The sequence below is a fragment of the Streptomyces sp. NPDC111520 genome (genome assembly GCF_055635295.1).
Window position 1 is genome coordinate 25,549 of record NZ_JBVKBW010000009.1, and the last position, 18,133, is coordinate 43,681.

The following is an 18,133-nucleotide window of genomic DNA, read 5'->3' on the forward strand; positions in this document are numbered from 1 at the left end:
TTTTCCCGCGCGATGGGAGTTGGTCCTGTGAGCACGGGCCGGCGGCTCGCACCCCTGCTGGGCTGGGTGCATGATTTCGTGCAGACAGGTCAGCAAGGGTTCGGCGTGCAGGTATTACCTGAAGGACGTCGTCGTCGGAGACATGCATCGCCCGCCCGGAGTGGCCCTGGAGACGGCGCAGGATCTGGCGGGTGTGCCGCAGGGACAGTGGTTGGGCCGGGCGCTGCCGTGGGTCGGACTGGTCGCCGATGAGGCGGTCACCGAATCAGAGATGATGAATCTGTTCGGCGAAGGCCGTCACCCTCACGCCGAGAAGGTGATCGCAGACCGGCTTGCGGAAGGCGACTCACCGGCCAAGGCGGAGCGGGCGGTGCGGCTGGGTTATCGGGTGCAGAAGTTCACTGCGATCGACTTGGTCTTCCGCCCTCCCGGAAGCATCCAGATCCTGTGGGCGCTGGCGGATCCGCAATCCAGGCGCGTCATCGAGACGCTCCACTTGCAGGTACTCCGCGAGGTGGTGACGCAGGAGGTCGAGGAGAAGCTGCTGATCGTGCGGGTGGGGAAGGACAGCGTTCGTCAGCTGGCATGGCCGGGCGTGATGGCGGCACGCTTTCGCCATTACACCTCCCGGAAGGACGGGCCGCTGCTTCACGATCACGTGCTGATCTCCGTGAAGGTCAAGCGGACTGACGGCGGGTGGGGCACGTTGCACACCCGCACGCTGCTCGAGCACGTCGTCGCCTGCTCCGAGCGCTACAACCAGCGGATCCTGGAGGAAGTCTGTATGCGTCTCGGCCTGGCCACCGAGCCTCGGTTTCCCACGGCCGGACAGCGGCCGGTGATGGAGATCGCCGGGATACCGGAGGAGCTGATCAACTGGGCCGCATCCCGCAATCAGGCCATCATGGAGCGCCTGGGGACCCTGGAGGAGCTGTGGGTGCAGCGCACCGGTGGCCCGGTCTCGGTGAGGGTACGCCGCCGCTTGATGGCCATGGCAGCCGACGAGACACGGCCCGCAAAGGACAGGGCCCGCCCGTTGTCGCAGTGGCTGGCCAAGTGGCGTGCCTCCGCCATCGCTCGCGTCGGCCGCGCGGTCGTGGACAACCTGCTGCGGTTGGCACGGGCCGCGGCCCGCGGCATTCGGGCACGTGCCCATGCGGTCCTAAACGTCACGGTGGGCGCGCTGGAGATCACCGCCACGGTGTCGCAGTACTACCCCGGCGGATTCCGTCGCCGTCATCTGCTGGCCGAGGCGCGCCGATATCTCACACGGGTCTTTCGCGGGCGGCCGGTGCCGGTAGGGGCGGACGAGGCGCTGGTCACTGCGGCTATGGAAGCCCACTGCGTCGATGTCTCCCCGCCCCGAGCGCGGGACCTGCCTCTTCCGGTCGTGGATTACCGCCGTCTCATGCCGCGCTGGGCGCCCGTGACGGATACCGAGACGGCACGTGGTGGGGTCGAGGCCGCTGGGATCTACTATCGTGCGCGTGCCGAGGTGGTGCGCCGCACGTCCGACGGCCGCCGTGGAACCGCATCGGTCCGCCGCTCGCGGGCCGGATGCGCCGCGCCACCTGCAGGAGAGGGTCAAGACCTCAGAGAGCGGCAGGCGGGCCCTGAGAGTGGCAGGAACAGGAAGCTGTAAGCCGTCGACGGCGTGCCGCTCGGCACTGCCAGGCGCGGCATGGTGACCGGCATCGGCGGCGTAATGGTGGCCCGTCGTCGCCACTGAAGGACATGCTCCGTCTCAAGCCGCCGGCCGGTCACTTCGACAGAATCCGGAGCACGATGGCCGGTGGCGTAGGCATCCTTCCTGCCCGCAGCCCCTCGCCGGTGACGGTGTCCCATGAGGTATCTCCCTGTGGAAGGGTACGCAGCAGCCCCAGCAGGGGGCGCGGGACACGGTCACCTGGTGGGTACTGGATCGCGGTGTATCGGGGCCCGCTGGTGATGCTGCCTGCCCGGCTGCGGCGCTCAACACGCTGACGGCGGCCGGGATTGTCGAGGCTGATGTTGGCTTTGGGATCGGGCCGCAGGCGTGAGGGCCTGCAGTGTCATGGTGAGGGCTGCCGGTTCGCTGCGGGGCTCGCCGGCCGCGAACCTCCTGCTTCATCGGCAGCAGCCCGTGACCTGTGTTCGCTCTCGCCAGCTCCACCGGCAACGTGAGGCGGGGGTGTCGGATTCCGTCGAGCGGGATGTTCTCCAAATTTGCGTCGCGGGGCTTGGGATGCGGCTGCCGCGTGGGCGTATCGCCTCTGGTGTGGCTGGTGGACTGCCGGAGTGACAACGACCTTGAGAACTTCTGTATCGGCTGGTGACGGCTACTGCCGTCAGGCCGTGATCCGCACCCGAGGCGCTGATCTTGCCGGTAGCGGCCGTGCCGTGTGTTCGGCCACTCGTCCTGACACATGGCCGAGGAGTCTGCGGTGAACAGTGGGCCCGACTTGCCCGACTGGGTGCGCCAGCACCCTTTGCATGCAGCCGGCGTCATGATCGTCCTGGTGCAGCTTGCCGTCGTAATTCTGGCCGCCGTCTTCTGGCGCCGCCGGTTGCGCGCTGCGGCTGCGCAGCCGGGCACCGGCGAGGAGCAGGGGACCGGCGACGACAAGCGGCATCCGGCTGCTGTGGTGGTGGCTGCGCTTGCAGCTGCCGCGTGTACTGCTTACAGCGGTGACACTTCGTGGCGCTTCGCCGAGGAGCACTTGGGGATGCACTCCCTGCGTGAGCGTGGCTTTCTGTTCTTTGCCGGCGAGCTTGCACTGTTCGGCTGCGCACTGATGGCGCGCAGCAACATGCGCTTCAAGAGCAAGCCGGGTGCGCCGGGGATGCTGGTGTGGCTGATCACTACGGTCCAGGTCATCCCCGCCTACACCGAGAGCCCGGACATCTGGGGAGGCACCGTCCGCGCCTTTGTCGGGCCGGTGCTGGCCGCCTTGCTGTGCCACCTCGCGCTCGGCCTGGACCTGTGGCACGCCAAACCCGGGGCCGAATCCGGCAGCATCCCGGCGGTCATCGTCCGCGAACTGCGCGAGCGCCTGCTGTCGCGTCTCGGCCTGACCGACAGCGGCCGCGACGCCGAGCAGATCACCCGTGACCGGGCCACCCGCAAGGCGGTGCATCTTGCGGCGTTGCCGAAACTTCCACGCTGGCTGGGTTGGTTGCAGGACGTCAGGAACCGGCGGCTTGGCGCCGCCGTCGCCCGCGCCGGGGTCGGGGAGGATCCCGAGCAGTGCGAGAAGTTGCTGCATCTGCTTGCTGCCCGACGTCACGCGGGCGACCTTGCCACCATGGAGGTGCCCTCGATCTGGAAAGAGGAGCGGCGCCGGGCCTTTCCTGGGTGGAAGCCACAAGAGACGGAAGGGCCTGCCACGACGGTGGACAGGCCGGGCGAGTTCGCACACGCGTTCACCTTCTCAGCCGCCGGTGGGGCATCGGCCGACAGCCCGGGCAGCGAAAGCGGCCAGGCGCATGAGCTGGTCCTTGGCGCGGAGTCCATGCCCGGCCCGTATTCAGCCGCCGCAGCCTCGCCCTGGACCGAGGCCGTACACGCCTGCATCCCGGCCCAGCGGGCTCCAGCGGATGCGCAGCCGGATGCAGCCGACAGGACAGATACGTCCCCGGATGCAGACGACGACGGGTCGGATGCGCAGCCGGATGCACAGGTGCACGCCAAGCCACCCGCCCCGGATGCGGATGCGGGTGTGATGGGGGGCAGGTCCGGCCTGGACATGGACGAACTCCTCGAGGAAGCGCGCCGCCTTGACGCAGCCGTCCGCGCTGACGACGGCCGTAACGCATCCAGGGGCGTGTCGCTGCGGCAACTGCAGACGCGGCTGCACATCGGTCAGCGTCGCGCGCAGCGCTTGCAGCGTCTCCTCAAGCAGGACCCGCAACAGCTGTGACTTCCGAGTCGCAGGCTCCTGCGGCTGCTTGTCCTTCCCTGAGATCGCGGTTGAGATCTGAGTGCCTGATGGGTGGGCGTGCGTGCTGGTTTCAGGCGAAGGCGGTCTCCGCGAACGAGATCCCTCCGCGCTCGCTGTGTGAGAGGTCAAGCCGCCGCGCGTGTTGGGGTGCCTGCCGTAGATACTGGTGGAATCCCGTGGCCCGGAACGTGAGGTCGAAGTAGTGCCCTTCGATGTGCCATTGCGGGTCGCCGTAACTGTCCTGCGCGGTTGAGCGCCGAATATGGTCGATGTCGAGGCTCAAGGCCATCTGCTTGAAGTCGAGGTCGCCCTCGACGCCCCAGACATCGTCGAACACGAGCGTAGACGGCGCGATCCAGAAGCTGAAGTGCGTCTGCGGGGCGACCGGATGCACCCAGCGGACGATGTAGTCGATGTCCAGGAGCAGGCGCGGCAGCGAGTCGTCGGAGGCACCCGGCTGCACGCAGAGTCCGTGGATGGTGCAGTCATGCCATCCCATCGCGTCGAAGTCGGCGTCGCTCCAGATGCTTTTCGTCAGACCGGATTCCGGGTGAGTGCCTGCGCTCATGGCGGCATCCAACCAGAACGGGCAGGTGAAGGCTCAGCTGGTTGCCTTCCAGAGCGGTCGAGGGTGGAGGCGTGTCACGGGGTGACCGCCGGTGTGACCGGCCGACCATGGTGCCCATCATCGCTCAGAACGGGTAGGGCTGCTTGAGGTGTCCGGTTGGGCTTCGGCCGGACGTGCACGGGTGCGGCCGGTCGCATTGCCGACAAGCATACGGCGAACGAGGTAGTCAAGGCGTCCGGCACGGTGCTGTTCACGGTGCGGAACCGACTTGGGGGGTTGCATGTGTCTGGCGCAGCTGACCGCAGTGAAGGCGATCACGACGGAGATCGACGTGTCGGCATCAGCGGCATAGTGACGCGCTAGGGTGCGGCTCAACTCAACGGCACATCCGTTCAGCAGATGTGTCGGTTATTGAGTCACCGGTTGAGACGTCAGTGTTGTCCCGTGCCTGGCATCCTGGCTCCACGCTGTACCACCCTGGGGGGAACTGGTCATGACTGAAGCCCGCATTGACGCTGTCGACATCGACACCGATGGGGACGACGATGCCGACCGGGAGGCTGTCGAGCACGAGCGGGAAGAGATACGGGAGTTCGTCAAGGGACTGAGCGCGGACGACATCAAGTCGGGCAGCTGGTTCACCAAGCTCAGCGCTCAGGCCCTGAGCTCCTACACCGACAAGGTCGACTGGCAGTACTTCCAGGAGCGGTATGAGGGCGTACCCGCGGATGCCATCGTCGATCAGCGGATGAAGATGGCGGCTCGGTATGCCGCGCTTGAAGGCGGGCTGTCTGCCGGGGCCTATACGGCGGCCGTCGTGGCCACCCTCGGAAGCCTTGGTGGTGCCTCGCCGGCGACCGTCCCGGCCGCCGTCGCGACGATGATGGTCGATGTCGCGTTCATTACCAGGCTCCAGTTGCGCCTGGCCTACGACATCGCAGTCCTCTACCGGGTCCCGCTCGACCTGTCCGACCCCGAAGACATGTGGAAGCTCATGCGAGTGGCCTTCACGATCAAGAGTGGGGAAGCGGTCCGGGAAGGTGCGATCAAGGTGGTTCCGGCCCTCGTGCGGCCACTGATCAAGCGCTTCTACTCCAAGGGGGTACTGGCCGCCGCGAAGGGGCTCCCGGTCGTCGGGAAGTTCCTCCTACGACGCAACGTCATCAAGATCGGTATTCCCCTGGTCGGCGTTCCCCTTGCGGTGGTGCTGAACCGCTATACGACGCTGCTCGCGGGGCGGCACGCGCAAGCCGTCTTCCGGAACGAGGCGCGGGTGATCGAACTCGCCGAGGGTCTGAGCAAGCGGAGCCAGCACCCGCAGTTGATGCTGTGGGTCGCGTGGCTTGTCATCATGGCGGACGACAAAATCGCCGACGATGAGGCGCTGTTGATCCGGCACCTGGTCAGGGTGGTGCGGGATCACCATCAGGTGGTCGACGAACAGCTCGCTCACCTTGTTGACGTGGACCCCGCCGAGGTGTGGCGGCGCATAGACGCCGAGTCGGGGGATCTGAGCGACATCCTCGATGCGGCCGACCGGGTGGCCACTGTGGACGGTGCCGTCAACGCGTCCGAGAAGGCCGTCATCTCCGAACTTCGAGATCGCTGCCTACGCGCCTGACGCCGTCACGCGCCACATCCCACAATGGCCAAGGCTCCTCTTCACCGCTTGGCTGACCCGGGTCGGAGCGCTGGGTCTTGCTCTGGGCGCGGACGCGGCTCGGCGCGGCATGAACGTCGTGCGGCCGCGGTCCGGCTCTCCTGGTGCTCTTTCCTGGCGCGCGGGTCAGCCCTCGCGCCCGTGTCACCGGGCGTGGGGCCAGGTGTAGGAATGGCGTCCGTCCGCGGACACGGTCACCCGGAACTGTTCCAGGGCGGGGGATCCGTCGTGGCGCCACCGTAGGAGGTGGTCTTCGATGGGTTCCCAGATGCGGTCGGGGCCGCCTTGGCGGAACCGATAGCCGTGCGGGCCGGGTTGGAACAGTGCCCAGCTTCCCGTGTCGAGGAGTAGCTGGCCCCGGTCGCCGAGGTGGAGGCGCTGGACTGCGGGTGCGGCGGTCTGGGCGACGAACCGGGCCGCCCAGTCGTCCAGGATGCCGATGTCGATGGTGGTGTCGCGTTCGGTGCCGGCGTCGAGATCGGGGAGCATCCCCAGGGGTGGGGGCTGGTGAGTGCGGGCGAGTATGGAGGAGACCTGCCCGCCCAGGAGCCGTCCGGTTGCGGTGCCGTCGTCTTGGACGGTCAGGCGCGCCAGTTCGCTGGAGTGCATCCAGCCGGACAGGGTGGCAAGGATAGTGCCGCCGGGGCGAGTCTGGGCGATCCACTGTCCTGGGATGGCCAGCACGCCGCAGGTGGCGATGATCCGGTCGTAGGGGGCGCTGTCCTTGTGTCCGGCCAGGCCGTCGCCGGTGATCAGGTCGGGGGCGTGGCCGAGGGTGGCGAGCGCATTCGCAGCTCTGACCGCCACCTGCGGGTCGATTTCGATGGAGGTTACGTGCTGGTCGCCGAGGCGGTGGCACAGCAGCGCGGTGGAGTAGCCGGTGCCGGTGCCGATTTCCAGCACCCGCATGCCGTCTTCGACCTCGAGGTCTTCCAGCATGCGCACGACCAGGCTGGGCAGGGTGCTGGAACTGGTGGGCTGGCGCAGGATCCGGCCGTGGATGTCGCCAGGCACGATGGTGCCGGCGATCTGGGTGACCAGCGAGACGTCGGAGTAGCAGCCGGACAGCCAGCCTTCGTCGCCGGGCATCACCGGCTCCCAGGCGGTGGGGGCCGAACCGGCCACCTGGCGGAAGAAGCCCCCGCGCAGGAACTCGTGCCGTCCGGTGACCGCGACGGCCTGCCGCCATTGCGGCGAGCGCACACTGCCGCCCGTGAGGTGGTCCAGCAAGTGCCTGCGCAGGTCCTGCTCGTTCACGAAGTCTTCCCTTCCAGTAGAACGTCCATGGCCACCACCAACGTCGCTGCAGGCGCCAGGTGCCGTGCGGCCGAACCCGCCTGACATCTCCCGGCACAGCCACAACCGCACCCGACGGCGGCGGCACCTCCAGCCCTGGAGCCTCGGGCCGCCTGCCGCTGCCCACAGCAGGCCGCCTCGACGCCGGCCCTACGGGTCCGTCGCTCCGTCATCCCACCCCCACACTTCTGCGGGGCTGCCGCTGCAGTCCACGACGAACGGCGACACGTAGCTCGCCGGTTCCGGGCCCTGGGCTGGGCCGTGGCTCGCGGGCATGACCTGTGGTTCGGGCACGATGGCTGCCTGCGGTGTGGCCGTGGCGCAGGCGTGGCAGGTGTCGGCCAGACGCCACCGGCGACCGCGCGCGCAGCGCACCAGCACCAGCCGGACCAGGCCGTCACAGCCACGGTGCCGCGGATGCCAGCGGCAGCCGTTCTGGCCGCACTGGCACGTCTGCAGGTGCGGCGCGAGCGGCGCCGCACGGACATGGAGCACCAGGTGCGCCACGACCGCGCCACGTACCAGTGCCGCCCCCGGCAGGTCACCGAGCCAGCCGCATTCCTCACACATGATGGCCGCCCCAGCACCCATCGGCCGGACCTCCACCGTCCACGTCCGTCGCATCGGATCCGGGCTCGTGTCACGCCGCATCAGCTCCCGACCCCTCCTCGGTGCAGGGCCGCTGGCCTCCGGCAGGTTTTCGGGCGTCGTGGACGGCGCCACACGCGGACGCGCTCCTCCCGGACACCGCACTCACCCCCGTGGGTGTGCGTCGTCGCTGCTGGTCCGGAACCGGGCTGGACCATCGCAGCGGCACGCGGATGCCGCCGGGCCGGTCACCGGGCCCAGAACCCTCGGCAGCGCACGCTGCGGCGGCGGGGCAGTCAGGCCGAACCGGCGGCAGCGATACTGCGGACGCAAGCCGGAGGGAAGAAGCGAACACGGTTGTCTTCCAAGATCGTGGTCGGAATCAGTAGGCCCGCCACGCGCGCTGGGTGATGATCCGGGCAGGCTCGCCAGCGCGCGCGGCGGCATCACGGCCCGCCTGGTACGGGCCGTGCGCGCCCCCGTCGGGGAGCGGGGGCGTCCTCCCCGAAGAACAGGGAGGAACCATGGGGCCGGCGTCAGACCACATCGGTGGCGACGTCCGGCGCACTCAGCGCGGGCGGAGGCCGGGTGTCGTGCTGGGCGGCGGTGACTTGCAACCACAGCAGCGGCACGGCGGCACTGTTGCCGAGCAGCCACACCAGGCCCAGCACGCCGGACCGGTGCGGCCCGGCAGCACGGGACGCGCGATGTCTCGAGCGGGAACGGGATAACACGGCCGAACGGGAGCGCATCAGATCTCCTCCAAGAGGCGGGGCGCTGCCGACGTCGTTGCACACGAGCGGTGGCATCCCGCGTCACCGACCGGGTTCCGCACCGCGTCGCCGGCCACGTCCTCGTCCCTGTCGCTGGCGCCGCCGACGGTCGCGCACGACCCGCCGGCCTCCCGCACCCGCAGCTGAAGCTGCGCCCGGGATGTTTCATCGCCCAGCCGGTCCCAGCTGCTGACCAGACAGATGACAGGCCGCGCAGACGAGAAGACACGCACCAGGTGCACCAGGGCGTCGAGCTGCGGCCGATGGTTGGCGCTGTGCGCATGAGGCCCGTGCTCGATTCAGATGCCCTTGTACTCCCAGCCCGCCTCGGCCGCGTACCGCCCGCAGTCACTCAGCCGCTCGATGAGCAGACTCGGCCCCGGACGCGTGAGCCGGTCGTAGATCAGCGCGATGGGTTTGGTCGCCGCCGTCACGCTGCCCTCCGCGGGAGATGTTCAGGGCAGGCGACGATCGGCCATACACGCCACCCGCCGTCGACGGCGACGCGCACCATGCCCGCGCTGTCGAGGTCACCGCAGGTGGAACCGCACCAAAGGCAGGCTTCACCACGGAGGCGGGCTGGATCGATGTCAGGTGGTGTTGTCGGAATCTCGGCGAGTACCCCCAGCTGGGGCGACTGTTCGCCCGGGCCGTCTGTCTGGGCAGTGACCGGCTCGTGCGCCCCGCCCAGGCGGGGCGGCATCCCCAACTTGGCCATGGCGGAAGTGATGCCGTATCCGTCGCCGTGCCGGTCGCTCATTGTGTACCTCCGGTGATCAAGGCCCACGCCTGCTGAGTGCCGTCCCCCGCATGGTCATGGCCGTAGTCGTCCGCATCGGCCAGAGCAGCCAGGAGGAAGGCGCGTCGCGGTTCGTCGAGCTCCTCTGGGAGAGCGACGATCAGGCGCACGCCTGTCTGGTCTTCCCGGCGCTCGACTTCTGTGCCGGTGGCCGCGAGGAGCCGTGCGGCGATGCTTTCGATGCGTGGACGCACAGGTATCCCCTGGTCACTGGTTGATCGCACTGCGTAATGCTACTTAAGTAGGTTCTCCCTTATGCAGTAGCTTTGTCAATGACGACGCCAGCCTCAACTCGCCCCCTCGCTGGGGCAGCACGGAGAGTGCCATGCCCCGCGAAGCCCCCTACCTGGAGGTGGCCGACGATCTGCGTCGCCGCATCAAGGCAGGGGAGTGGGGGATCGGCGAAAAACTTCCATCGGGCGCCTCCTTGGCGACCGAATACAACGTCGGTCGCAACGTGACGCAACGCGCCCTGGACCGGCTCGTCATCGAGGGCCTACTCGAAGGGCGGGCTGGCTCCGGACGGTTTGTTCGCCCACCACGCGAGCGCATGCGCATGATCCGGTCCCGCCACCGCGAGCACCGCGGCGGCAGCCCGTTCCACGCGAACATGAATGAGCAAGGTAAGACCGGCACTTGGGAGTCGCACAGTCAGGCCAGAGTTCCCGCTCCTGAGGACGTCGCGCAGCGCCTCGCCATCCAGCCCGGGACTCACTGCGTGCGCACGGCGTACGAGTTTATGGCTGGCGGTCAGCCGGTGCAGCTGTCGACGTCGTGGGAGCCGATGGCCATCACGGACGGCACGCCCATTGTGCTGCCGGAGATGGGTCCGCTTGCCGGCGCGGGCGTCGTGGAGCGGATGCGGACCATCGGCGTCGCCGTCGCCACCGCCGTCGAGGTGCCGCGGCCGGGGCGCGCTACGCAAGAAGAGGCCAACCTGCTGGGGATTAGCGTCGGAGACCTGCTGATGCGGATCGAGCGCACGTACTACGACGGCGACGGTCGGCCTGTGGAGACGGCCGACATCGTAGTGCCAGACGTCCGCTGGGAGATCGCGTACGAAATCGGCATAGACCGCGGCGAGTGACGGCTGAGGTCTGCACAACGGGCTGCCGATCGTGCCTGGGCGCGGACGCTAAGCCTCCTCCGGGCCAGGTGAGGTGCAGGTGCGGCGCGAGCGGCGCCGCACGGACGTGCGCCACCAGGTGTGCCACGACCGCGCCACGCACCGGCTCCGCCTCCGGCAGGTCACCGAGCCGGCCGCATTCCTCGCATGTCATGACCACCCCCGCACCCATGGGCCGGACCTCCACTGTCCACGCCTGCCGCAGCGGACCCGGGCTCGTGTCACGCCACATAAGCTCCCGCCCCTCCCCAGATGCCGGGTCGCGGGCCTCCAGCGGGCTTCCGGGCGCGGAGGCCGGCGGCAGGCAATCTCGCGCCCCTCCCGGACCCCGTTCCCGCACCCCAGCGTGCGCGCCGCCGCTTCGGTGACAGCGGCCCGGGCCGTCGCCGCAGCACACGGATGCCGCCGAATCGGCGACCGAGTCCGGATTCGTCCGCGGCACACCCACCGGCGGTGCGCAGGTCAGGGCGGACGGACGGCAGCAGGGCTCCGGTCGGAAGCCGAAGAACATCAAGGAACACGGTGTCTTCCAAGGTCGTGGATTAGATGGGCCCGCCACGCGCGCCGGGTGATGATCCGGGCAGGCTCGCCAGCGCGCGCGGCGGGATCACGGCCCGCCTGGTACGAGCCGTGCGCCCCCGTCGGGGCGGGGGCGTCCTCCCCGACGAACGGGGAGGAACCATGGGGTCGGCGCCGTGGCGTGGTCGCTGCGGCACTCCGATTCACCGCTCGGATGCTGCACCGTGTGCCGGTCGCGACGTCGTGCCTGTCGTGGCACCGCCGACGTTCGCGCACCACCCGCCGGCCTCTCGCACCCACAGTTGAAGGGACACGCGGGACGCCTCATCGTCGAGACGGTCCCAGCTGCTGCCTCGGCGGGACGCCGACCGTCACCATCACGACGAACTGGCCGCGCTCCGGCTCGAACGCCACATGGAACGGGAGCTGCTCGCCAGCCTCAACGGTCACTGCAGAGAACCACCTTCGACATCGACGCGAGGAACGGGAGGGGAACCGGCCCGGCAGTGCGACGGGGGACTCCGCCGGGCCGGGGCTTCACAGGGCGGGCTGCCGGGCGATAGTCGCCCACACGGTCTTGCCGACCGGATCGCGGTCACGGACCCCAAAGTCGGCTGCGGTCGCCCGTACGAGCATCAGCCCCCGCCCGCTCTCGGCATCGCTTGACGCGATCACAGGGCGGGGATGCCGGCGGCTAGGGTCGGACACCTCCAGCAGCAACTGGGCGCCATCGTCCGATACGTGGACGTGCACCAGGTGCCGGGTGTCGCAGTGCCGGATCGCGTTGGTGACCAGCTCGCTGGTGATCAGCACCGCGGTGTCCATCGCACCCTCGGGGACATCCCAGCCGGCGAGAACCCGCCCCACCTGTCTGCGGGCGATGTACACCGTCTTGGGAAACGGCGTGAACCACATCTGCCACCGCTGCGAGGTCCCGTGCGTCGTCATCACGGCTCCGCTCCCCCTTCAAGGGGCGCCATCGCCCCGGTCGGGTTTTTCGAGAGGTCAGCGCCGACCTGACGTCGTGTCGGACACTGACTGTAGGAAAGCGGTCCGTCACGGCCGCCGCCATCTCCGATGCAGGCAGTGCATGCGGATATGCACCCATCGCATACGAGGCGGGTAGATGCTGAGCGACGGTACGTAGCGTGGGAGGGGAACGCATGGACGGGGCCGGCAACAAGCAAGTCCGGGACGCCGCACGAGGCGGCGACTACGGCCGCGTCATCAGGCTGACTCGCAAGGCTTTAGGCCTGACCCAGCGCCAGCTCGGCGAGGCCTGCGGCCTGTCTCAGTCGGCCATGTCACGCCTCGAAGACCGCGGCGTCGGCACCTACAACATGAGCCTCCTGGCGAGCGCGGCCAGCCACCTCGGCATCCCTCCGAGCCTGGTCGGTCTCGCCGACTACGACCGGAACGGGAACAGCACGGTGGAACGCCGAGAATTCCTCGCCGGCGTCGCCGCAGTTGCAGCGACGCCAGCCATAGCCCACATCCCGGCCCGCCCCGAATGGGACAGCGGCCAGGCACCCGCCCTACGCGTCGCCACAACCGCCTTCCGCCGCCTGGACGCCACCGTCGGCTCACGCGACCTCGCCGACACCGCACAAGCCCACCTGCGCCTCATCCAGCGCGTCGCCTCCCAGGCCCCGGACGCCTCCCACAAGGCCCGCATGGCCGCCGTCGGCTCCGAAGCCGCCTCCCTGGTCGGCTGGCTCGCCTGGGACATGGCCGACCACGGCTCCGCCCGCACCTGGTACGGCTCGGCCATCAAGGCCGCCCGCACCGCCGGGGACTCCCTGCTCGGCGCCTACCAGACCGGCAGCCTCGCCCAATTCGAGGTGGAAGCGGGCAACACCGCCGAGGGCTTGCGCCTGATCGCCCGAGCGCGCCGCCAGCTCGGCCCCGACCTTCCGGCCATCGCTGCTGCCTGGCTCGCCTCCATTGAGGCCGTTGCCCACGCCACCGCCGGCGACGATCGCGCCACCGAGCGCGCCCTGCGCTCCTGTGAGCAGCACACCGCGCGCGTGCCGCGCGAGGACCCGCCGCCGTGGCCGTGGGTGTTCTCCTTCGATGAGCGGAAGGTGGCTTCCTGCCGCGTCGTGTGCGGGGCGCGCCTCGGCCGGTCCCGCTGGGTCCTGTCCTCGCAGGAGATCAGCACCGCCCTGTCGTCCGGCCACGAGAAGCAGCGCGCACTTCTGACCCTCGACGTCGCCACCGGCCACCTCAGCACCGGCCGCGTCGACTCCGCGTTCGCGCTGGCGACCCGGGCCGTCCACGACGGAGTGCGGCTCAAGTCCGGGCGCGTCGTCGAGCGCGCCCGTGCCTTCCGCCGCTCGTACACCTCGCAGACACCGCCCGGTATCGTGCGCGACTTCGACACCCTGCTGCACGACACCTACCTGTAAGGGGGAAGCCAGCATGCGCCTGGGCATCACGGGCCACCGAGGGCTGTCGCCGGCGGTCGAGGCCCAAGTCCGTGCCGAACTCGCCAAGCTGCTCGACGCCACCGCGGCAGAGGACCTGGTGGGGATGAGCTGCATCGCAGACGGCCCCGACGCCTGGTTTGCGCAGGCCGTTCTCCAGCACGGCGGCCGCCTCGAAGTGGTCATCCCTGCCGCCGAGTACCGCGAGAGCCTGCCCGACTGGCACTACCCGGTGTACGACGAGCTGATGGCCCGCGCCGCCGACGTCCACCACACCGGGATGCGCGAGTCCACCTCGCAGGCTCACCAGGCCGGCAGCGAGATCGTCGTGGGGCTCGCCGACCAGCTGATCGCCGTGTGGGACGGGCAGCCAGCCCGTGGATACGGCGGTACCGCCGACGTCGTCGCCTACGCGCGCCGTGTCGGCGTCCCCGTACAGATCGTGTGGCCCGAAGGGGCCAGCCGGGACTGATCCGAGGAGGACTCACCCACGGACCGAGCCGTTTCTCCGCGGCCGACGGCCGTCGGCCGCGGAGAACGGGGGGACAGGACAACCTTCAGTCCCTTCGCGTCCTGCTCTCGAGCCGTGAAATGGCCAGTGGGCACCTCGACACCGTTTCCAGTTGAGGCCGTTTCGGCACGACCTACGTATGCCTTTCGGCGCCATGCCAGCGGAGGGTGGCCAGACGGCGGGGTGCTGAGGAGAAACCTGCTGTGGCTGGTGCGGCCGCCACAGAGGACGTCGCGCAGCGCCTTGCCATTCAGCCTGGGGATCACTGCGTGCGCACGACGTACGAGTTCATGGCTGACGGCCAGCCGGTGCAACTGTCGACGTCGTGGGAGCCGATGGCTCTCAAGGACGGCACGCCCATTGTGCTGCCGGAGATGGGCCCGCTCGCCGGCGTGGGCATCGTGGAGCGGATGCGTACCATCGCCGTCGCCGCCGACACCGCCGTCGAGGTGTCGGGGCCGGGGCGGGCTACGCAGGAAGAGGCCAACCTGCTGGGGATTAGCGCCGGAGACCTGCTGATGCGGATCGAGCGCACGTGCTACGACGGCGCTGGTCGGCCTGTGGAGACCGCCGACCTCGTAGTGCCTGACATCCGCTGGGAGATCGCGTACGAGATCGGCATAGACCGCGGCGAGTGAATCTCGGCTGAGGTCTGCACAACGGGTTGCCAGTCGTGCCTGAACATGGACGCGAAGTGGTCAGCGCCGGAAGTCCTTTGGGGGTTGACTCCAAAGCCGGTGTTGCGTCCGGGGTTTGGTCAGATATCCGGGGTGGCGAGGTAGAGGCCGCAAGCGTAGTCCAGGGCACCTGTGGGGGTGTCGGCGAAGCTGCTGGTGGGCAGGAGGGTGTCCTCGTACTTGTCGGTGTTGGCGAGGTAGAGGGCGAAGCCCCAGGTGGTGGCGGATCGGCTGTGGCGCAGGCGCATCAGTTCGACGCTGTCGCCGTAGGCCAGTTTGCCGTCTACATAGGCGGACTGGCCTCGGTGGCGGACGTGCACGGCGACCGGCTGAGTCCAGGCCGTGCGGGCACGTGCCGTGAGCTTCTGGGCGAGGGAGGACTTGGGCGAACGGCGGTGTAAGGTCGCTCAGGCGGAAGCGCGCAGCGCAGCCAGGAGGCCGGAGCGGTCGAGAAGGCCAGCGTCGGTGACGGCACGGCCGAAAGTGTCGGCGAGTTCGGCCAAACGCTCACAGCCCTCTTCGCCCAGGACGCCGTAGGCGGGCAGGGTCAGGGCATCGGTGCGGTCCTCGATGTGCTGACGCAGGGCACTGCCTTCGATGCTGAGGACATCCCCGTCGAGGAGACCACGCTCGTGTAGGCGTTCCTCGGTGGCGGCCCACTGCTCCTCCGGCCAGGCGCGGCTGAGCTTGAGCGCGGCGGCGGGAACCAGGCCGCTGGCACCGTGCAGAACCAGGGCTTCCAGGGGCCCGACACCCTCGGTGAGTAGCGCCGCTATATGGCCGTCGCCACGGAACTCCCGCAACAGCGTCTGGGCGTGCCACAACTGCAGGATCGGCTCGTCCGGCCAGGGCAGGGCGGCATGAGCGGCGAACAGCAGGCGCCCCTGAGGGTGTTCGCACGCCGCCTCGGCTGCCCGCCGCGCAAGGCCGACGATTTCGTCCAGTCCCGGAAGCTCATGGATCTTGGCCCGGCGCAAGGCCTCGCCCGCGCCGGCGAGCCGGGCGGCCAACATTTGCTCGGGGGTGACCGCGTCCCAGGCGGCCGGTAGCGCCCCACGTACGACATCCGGGCAGAAGTTGTAGAAGGTTGCGATGACCAGCTCCGCCGAGGCGCGGCCAAGAGCCGCACCACGGGAGGCGAAATATCCTGCCCTGCCCTGGAGTCCCAGTTCTGTGTACCGGTTCCTGGCCTCGGGAACGAAGTAGACCATGCCATGGAGAGGCTCAAGTCGCCGCCACGCGAATCGTGCTGCCTTCATGTGGCAGTCCTTCCAGGGGTGCAGAGACATGGGCGGGAGAGGAGTACCAACCGGTCGGTATGGCGCAACTTAGGTCTCCGGCTGACCGGTGTCAACGGATACGACGGCGAAAACGCGCGCAGCATCGGAACAAGGGTCTGAGGAACATGTGGGCGGCGAACTCGCCGTCGGCGGCCGCGGCCCGCCCAGGAGCCTCAGGCCGCGGTGCCGCCGCCACGGCCGGTGTCCCGCTTCACCGGGCCGTTGCGCCGTCATCCCACCCCCACAATCCTGCGGGGCCGCCGCTGCAGTCCACGACGAACGGGGACACGTAACTCGCCGGTTCCACGTCCCGGGCTGGGCCGTGGCCCACGGGCGTGACCTGTGGCTCGGGCACGATGGCCGCCTGCGGTGTGGCCGTGGCGCAGGCGTGGCAGGTGTCGGACAGACGCCACCGGCGGCCTCCCGCGCAGCGCACCAGCACCAGCTGGACCAGGCCGTCACAGCCACGGTGCCGTGGGTGCCAGCGGCAGCCGTTTTGGCCGCACTGGCACGTCCGCAGGTGCGACGCGAGCGGCGCGGCACGGACATGTGCCACCAGGTGCGCCAGGACAGCGCCACGCACCGGCTCCGCCCCCAGCAGGTCACCGAGCCGGCCGCATTCCTCGCACGTCATGACCGCCACTGCAGCTATGGGCCGGACCTCCACCGTCCACGTCCGGCGCGTCGGATCCGGGCTCGTGTCACGCCGCATGGGCTCCCGCCCCCTTCCTGGCTCCGGGTTGCCGGCCTCCGACGGGTTGCCGGGCGTGGAGGGCGGCGCCACCCAAACCCGCGCCCCACCCAGCCCCCGTGCTCGAGGGCGTGCGCCGCTGCTCGTCCGGAACAGGGCTGGACCATTGCCGCGGCACGCGGATGCCGCCGGGCCGGCAACCGGACCCAGGGCCGTCCTCGGCACACCGCACGGCGGCGGGCAGGTCAGGCCGGACCGGTGGTAGCGGTAGTGCGGACGCAAGCCGAAGGGAAGAAGCGAACACCGTTGACTTCCAAGATCGTGGGTGGAACCGGTGGGGCCCGCCACGCGGGCTGGGTGATAATCCGGGCAGGCTCGCCAGCGCGCGCGGCGGGATCGCGCGGTCCGCCTGGTACGGGCCGTGTGCCCCCGTCGGGGAGCGGGGGCGTCCTCCCTGAAGACCAGGGAGGAACCAAAGGGGCCGGCGTCAGACCACCTCGGTGGCGACGTCAGGCGCACTCAGCGCGGGCGCAGGCCGGGTGTCGTGCTGGGCGGCGGCGACTTGCATCCACAGCAGCGGCACGGCGGCGCTGTTGCCGAGCAGCCACACCAGGCCCAGCACACCGGACCGGTGCGGCCCGGCAGCACGGGACGCACGATGTCTTGAGCGGGCACGGGGTAACACGGCCGAACGGGAGCGCATCAGATCTCCTCCGGGAAGTAAGACGGCGGCACTGGCGCCGTGGCACGGAAGCGATGGCATTCCGTGCCACTGATCGGGTGCCTTACCGCGTGACCGGCCGCGCCCTCGTCCCTGGCGCTGGCGCCGTCGACGGTCGCGCACCACCCGCCGGCCTCCCGCACCCGTAGCTGAAGCTGCGCCAGGGATGCCTCATCGCCCAGCCGGTCCCAGCTGCTGACCAGGCAGATGACAGGCCGCGCAGATGAGAAGACACGCACCAGGTGAATTGGGGCGTCGAGCTGCGGCCGATCAGTGGCGCTGTGCGCATGAGGCCCGTGCTCGATCCAAATGCCCTTGTACTCCCAGCCCACCTCGACCGCGTACCGCTCACAGTCGCCCAGGCGCTCGATGAGCAGACTCGGCCCGGGACGCGTGAGCCGGTCGTAGATCAGCGCGATGGGTCTGGGCGCCGTCGTCACGCTGCCCTCCGCGGGAGATGTTCAGGGCAGGCGACGATCGGCCATACACGCCACCCGCCGTCGACGGCGACGCGCACCGTGCCCGCGCCGTCGAGGTGACTGCAGGTGGAGCCGCACCAAAGGCAGGCTTCACCACGG

18 protein-coding genes and 1 pseudogene are annotated in these 18,133 nt (G+C 69.4%); 7 read left to right on the forward strand and 12 right to left on the reverse strand.

What is annotated here, in order from left to right; genetic code table 11:
* The first annotated feature begins 70 nt into the window (after nt 1–70).
* Both mobF and ACZ7MY_RS22110 read left to right on the forward strand, forming a co-directional pair.
* Nucleotides 71–1,642, forward strand: coding sequence for a MobF family relaxase (gene mobF, locus ACZ7MY_RS22105; RefSeq protein WP_499603927.1), 1,572 nt, complete (start codon nt 71–73; stop codon nt 1,640–1,642).
* 844 nt (nt 1,643–2,486) lie between these two features.
* On the forward strand, nt 2,487–3,899 hold the full coding sequence (locus ACZ7MY_RS22110; RefSeq protein ID WP_499603929.1) for a hypothetical protein: 1,413 nt from the start codon (nt 2,487–2,489) through the stop codon (nt 3,897–3,899).
* A 91-nt stretch (nt 3,900–3,990) separates the two neighbouring features.
* Here the strand turns inward: ACZ7MY_RS22110 and ACZ7MY_RS22115 are convergent, their stop codons facing one another.
* Nucleotides 3,991–4,488, reverse strand: a complete 498-nt coding sequence (locus ACZ7MY_RS22115; RefSeq protein WP_499603930.1) for a hypothetical protein — start codon at nt 4,486–4,488, stop codon at nt 3,991–3,993.
* Between the two features lie 493 nt (nt 4,489–4,981).
* Between ACZ7MY_RS22115 and ACZ7MY_RS22120 the strand changes: the two genes are divergently transcribed.
* Entirely contained in the window at nt 4,982–6,109 is a 1,128-nt protein-coding gene (locus ACZ7MY_RS22120; RefSeq protein WP_499603932.1) for a hypothetical protein, read from the forward strand.
* 183 nt (nt 6,110–6,292) lie between these two features.
* On the opposite strand, the gene tgmC is transcribed toward ACZ7MY_RS22120, so the two are convergent.
* The 5 genes from tgmC to ACZ7MY_RS22145 all read right to left on the reverse strand — a co-directional run bounded on the left by tgmC (nt 6,293) and on the right by ACZ7MY_RS22145 (nt 9,828).
* Nucleotides 6,293–7,405 (reverse strand): ATP-grasp peptide maturase system methyltransferase, encoded by a 1,113-nt coding sequence (gene tgmC / locus ACZ7MY_RS22125; protein WP_499603934.1) that lies wholly within the window; start codon nt 7,403–7,405, stop codon nt 6,293–6,295.
* A gap of 189 nt (nt 7,406–7,594) precedes the next feature.
* Nucleotides 7,595–8,014 (reverse strand): hypothetical protein, encoded by a 420-nt coding sequence (locus ACZ7MY_RS22130; protein WP_499603936.1) that lies wholly within the window; start codon nt 8,012–8,014, stop codon nt 7,595–7,597.
* A gap of 554 nt (nt 8,015–8,568) precedes the next feature.
* The gene (locus tag ACZ7MY_RS22135; RefSeq protein ID WP_499603938.1) at nt 8,569–8,703 is read right to left on the reverse strand and encodes a hypothetical protein; all 135 of its coding nucleotides are present in this window, start codon (nt 8,701–8,703) and stop codon (nt 8,569–8,571) included.
* 401 nt (nt 8,704–9,104) lie between these two features.
* On the reverse strand, nt 9,105–9,239 hold the full coding sequence (locus ACZ7MY_RS22140; protein ID WP_499603940.1) for a hypothetical protein: 135 nt from the start codon (nt 9,237–9,239) through the stop codon (nt 9,105–9,107).
* 322 nt (nt 9,240–9,561) lie between these two features.
* Complete coding sequence (locus ACZ7MY_RS22145) at nt 9,562–9,828, reverse strand: hypothetical protein (RefSeq protein WP_499603942.1); 267 nt, start codon at nt 9,826–9,828, stop codon at nt 9,562–9,564.
* Between the two features lie 101 nt (nt 9,829–9,929).
* Between ACZ7MY_RS22145 and ACZ7MY_RS22150 the strand changes: the two genes are divergently transcribed.
* The gene (locus tag ACZ7MY_RS22150) at nt 9,930–10,691 is read left to right on the forward strand and encodes a GntR family transcriptional regulator (protein WP_499603944.1); all 762 of its coding nucleotides are present in this window, start codon (nt 9,930–9,932) and stop codon (nt 10,689–10,691) included.
* A gap of 882 nt (nt 10,692–11,573) precedes the next feature.
* Here ACZ7MY_RS22150 and ACZ7MY_RS22155 read toward each other — a convergent pair.
* Both ACZ7MY_RS22155 and ACZ7MY_RS22160 read right to left on the reverse strand, forming a co-directional pair.
* Nucleotides 11,574–11,699 (reverse strand): hypothetical protein, encoded by a 126-nt coding sequence (locus ACZ7MY_RS22155; RefSeq protein WP_499603945.1) that lies wholly within the window; start codon nt 11,697–11,699, stop codon nt 11,574–11,576.
* An 87-nt stretch (nt 11,700–11,786) separates the two neighbouring features.
* On the reverse strand, nt 11,787–12,197 hold the full coding sequence (locus ACZ7MY_RS22160) for an ATP-binding protein (protein ID WP_499604470.1): 411 nt from the start codon (nt 12,195–12,197) through the stop codon (nt 11,787–11,789).
* A 215-nt stretch (nt 12,198–12,412) separates the two neighbouring features.
* On the opposite strand from ACZ7MY_RS22160, the gene ACZ7MY_RS22165 reads away from it, so the two are divergent.
* From ACZ7MY_RS22165 to ACZ7MY_RS22175, 3 genes and pseudogenes are all read left to right on the forward strand, one after another.
* On the forward strand, nt 12,413–13,657 hold the full coding sequence (locus ACZ7MY_RS22165) for a helix-turn-helix domain-containing protein (RefSeq protein WP_499603947.1): 1,245 nt from the start codon (nt 12,413–12,415) through the stop codon (nt 13,655–13,657).
* Nucleotides 13,658–13,670: 13 nt separating this feature from the next.
* The gene (locus ACZ7MY_RS22170; protein ID WP_499603949.1) at nt 13,671–14,147 is read left to right on the forward strand and encodes a hypothetical protein; all 477 of its coding nucleotides are present in this window, start codon (nt 13,671–13,673) and stop codon (nt 14,145–14,147) included.
* Between the two features lie 254 nt (nt 14,148–14,401).
* A pseudogene (locus ACZ7MY_RS22175) lies at nt 14,402–14,824 on the forward strand (UTRA domain-containing protein); the annotation flags it as partial.
* A 119-nt stretch (nt 14,825–14,943) separates the two neighbouring features.
* On the opposite strand, the gene ACZ7MY_RS22180 reads toward ACZ7MY_RS22175, so the two are convergent.
* The 4 genes from ACZ7MY_RS22180 to ACZ7MY_RS22195 all read right to left on the reverse strand — a co-directional run bounded on the left by ACZ7MY_RS22180 (nt 14,944) and on the right by ACZ7MY_RS22195 (nt 17,995).
* Nucleotides 14,944–15,183, reverse strand: a complete 240-nt coding sequence (locus ACZ7MY_RS22180) for a hypothetical protein (RefSeq protein WP_499603950.1) — start codon at nt 15,181–15,183, stop codon at nt 14,944–14,946.
* Nucleotides 15,184–15,270: 87 nt separating this feature from the next.
* On the reverse strand, nt 15,271–16,122 hold the full coding sequence (locus ACZ7MY_RS22185; protein WP_499603952.1) for an SCO6745 family protein: 852 nt from the start codon (nt 16,120–16,122) through the stop codon (nt 15,271–15,273).
* A gap of 1,199 nt (nt 16,123–17,321) precedes the next feature.
* On the reverse strand, nt 17,322–17,537 hold the full coding sequence (locus ACZ7MY_RS22190; RefSeq protein WP_499603954.1) for a hypothetical protein: 216 nt from the start codon (nt 17,535–17,537) through the stop codon (nt 17,322–17,324).
* Nucleotides 17,537–17,995 carry a recombinase family protein gene (locus ACZ7MY_RS22195; RefSeq protein WP_499603955.1) on the reverse strand — a complete coding sequence of 153 codons (459 nt, stop codon included), beginning with the start codon at nt 17,993–17,995 and terminating at the stop codon, nt 17,537–17,539. The genes ACZ7MY_RS22190 and ACZ7MY_RS22195 overlap by 1 nt, the downstream gene beginning before the upstream one ends.
* Nucleotides 17,996–18,133: the final 138 nt, after the last annotated feature.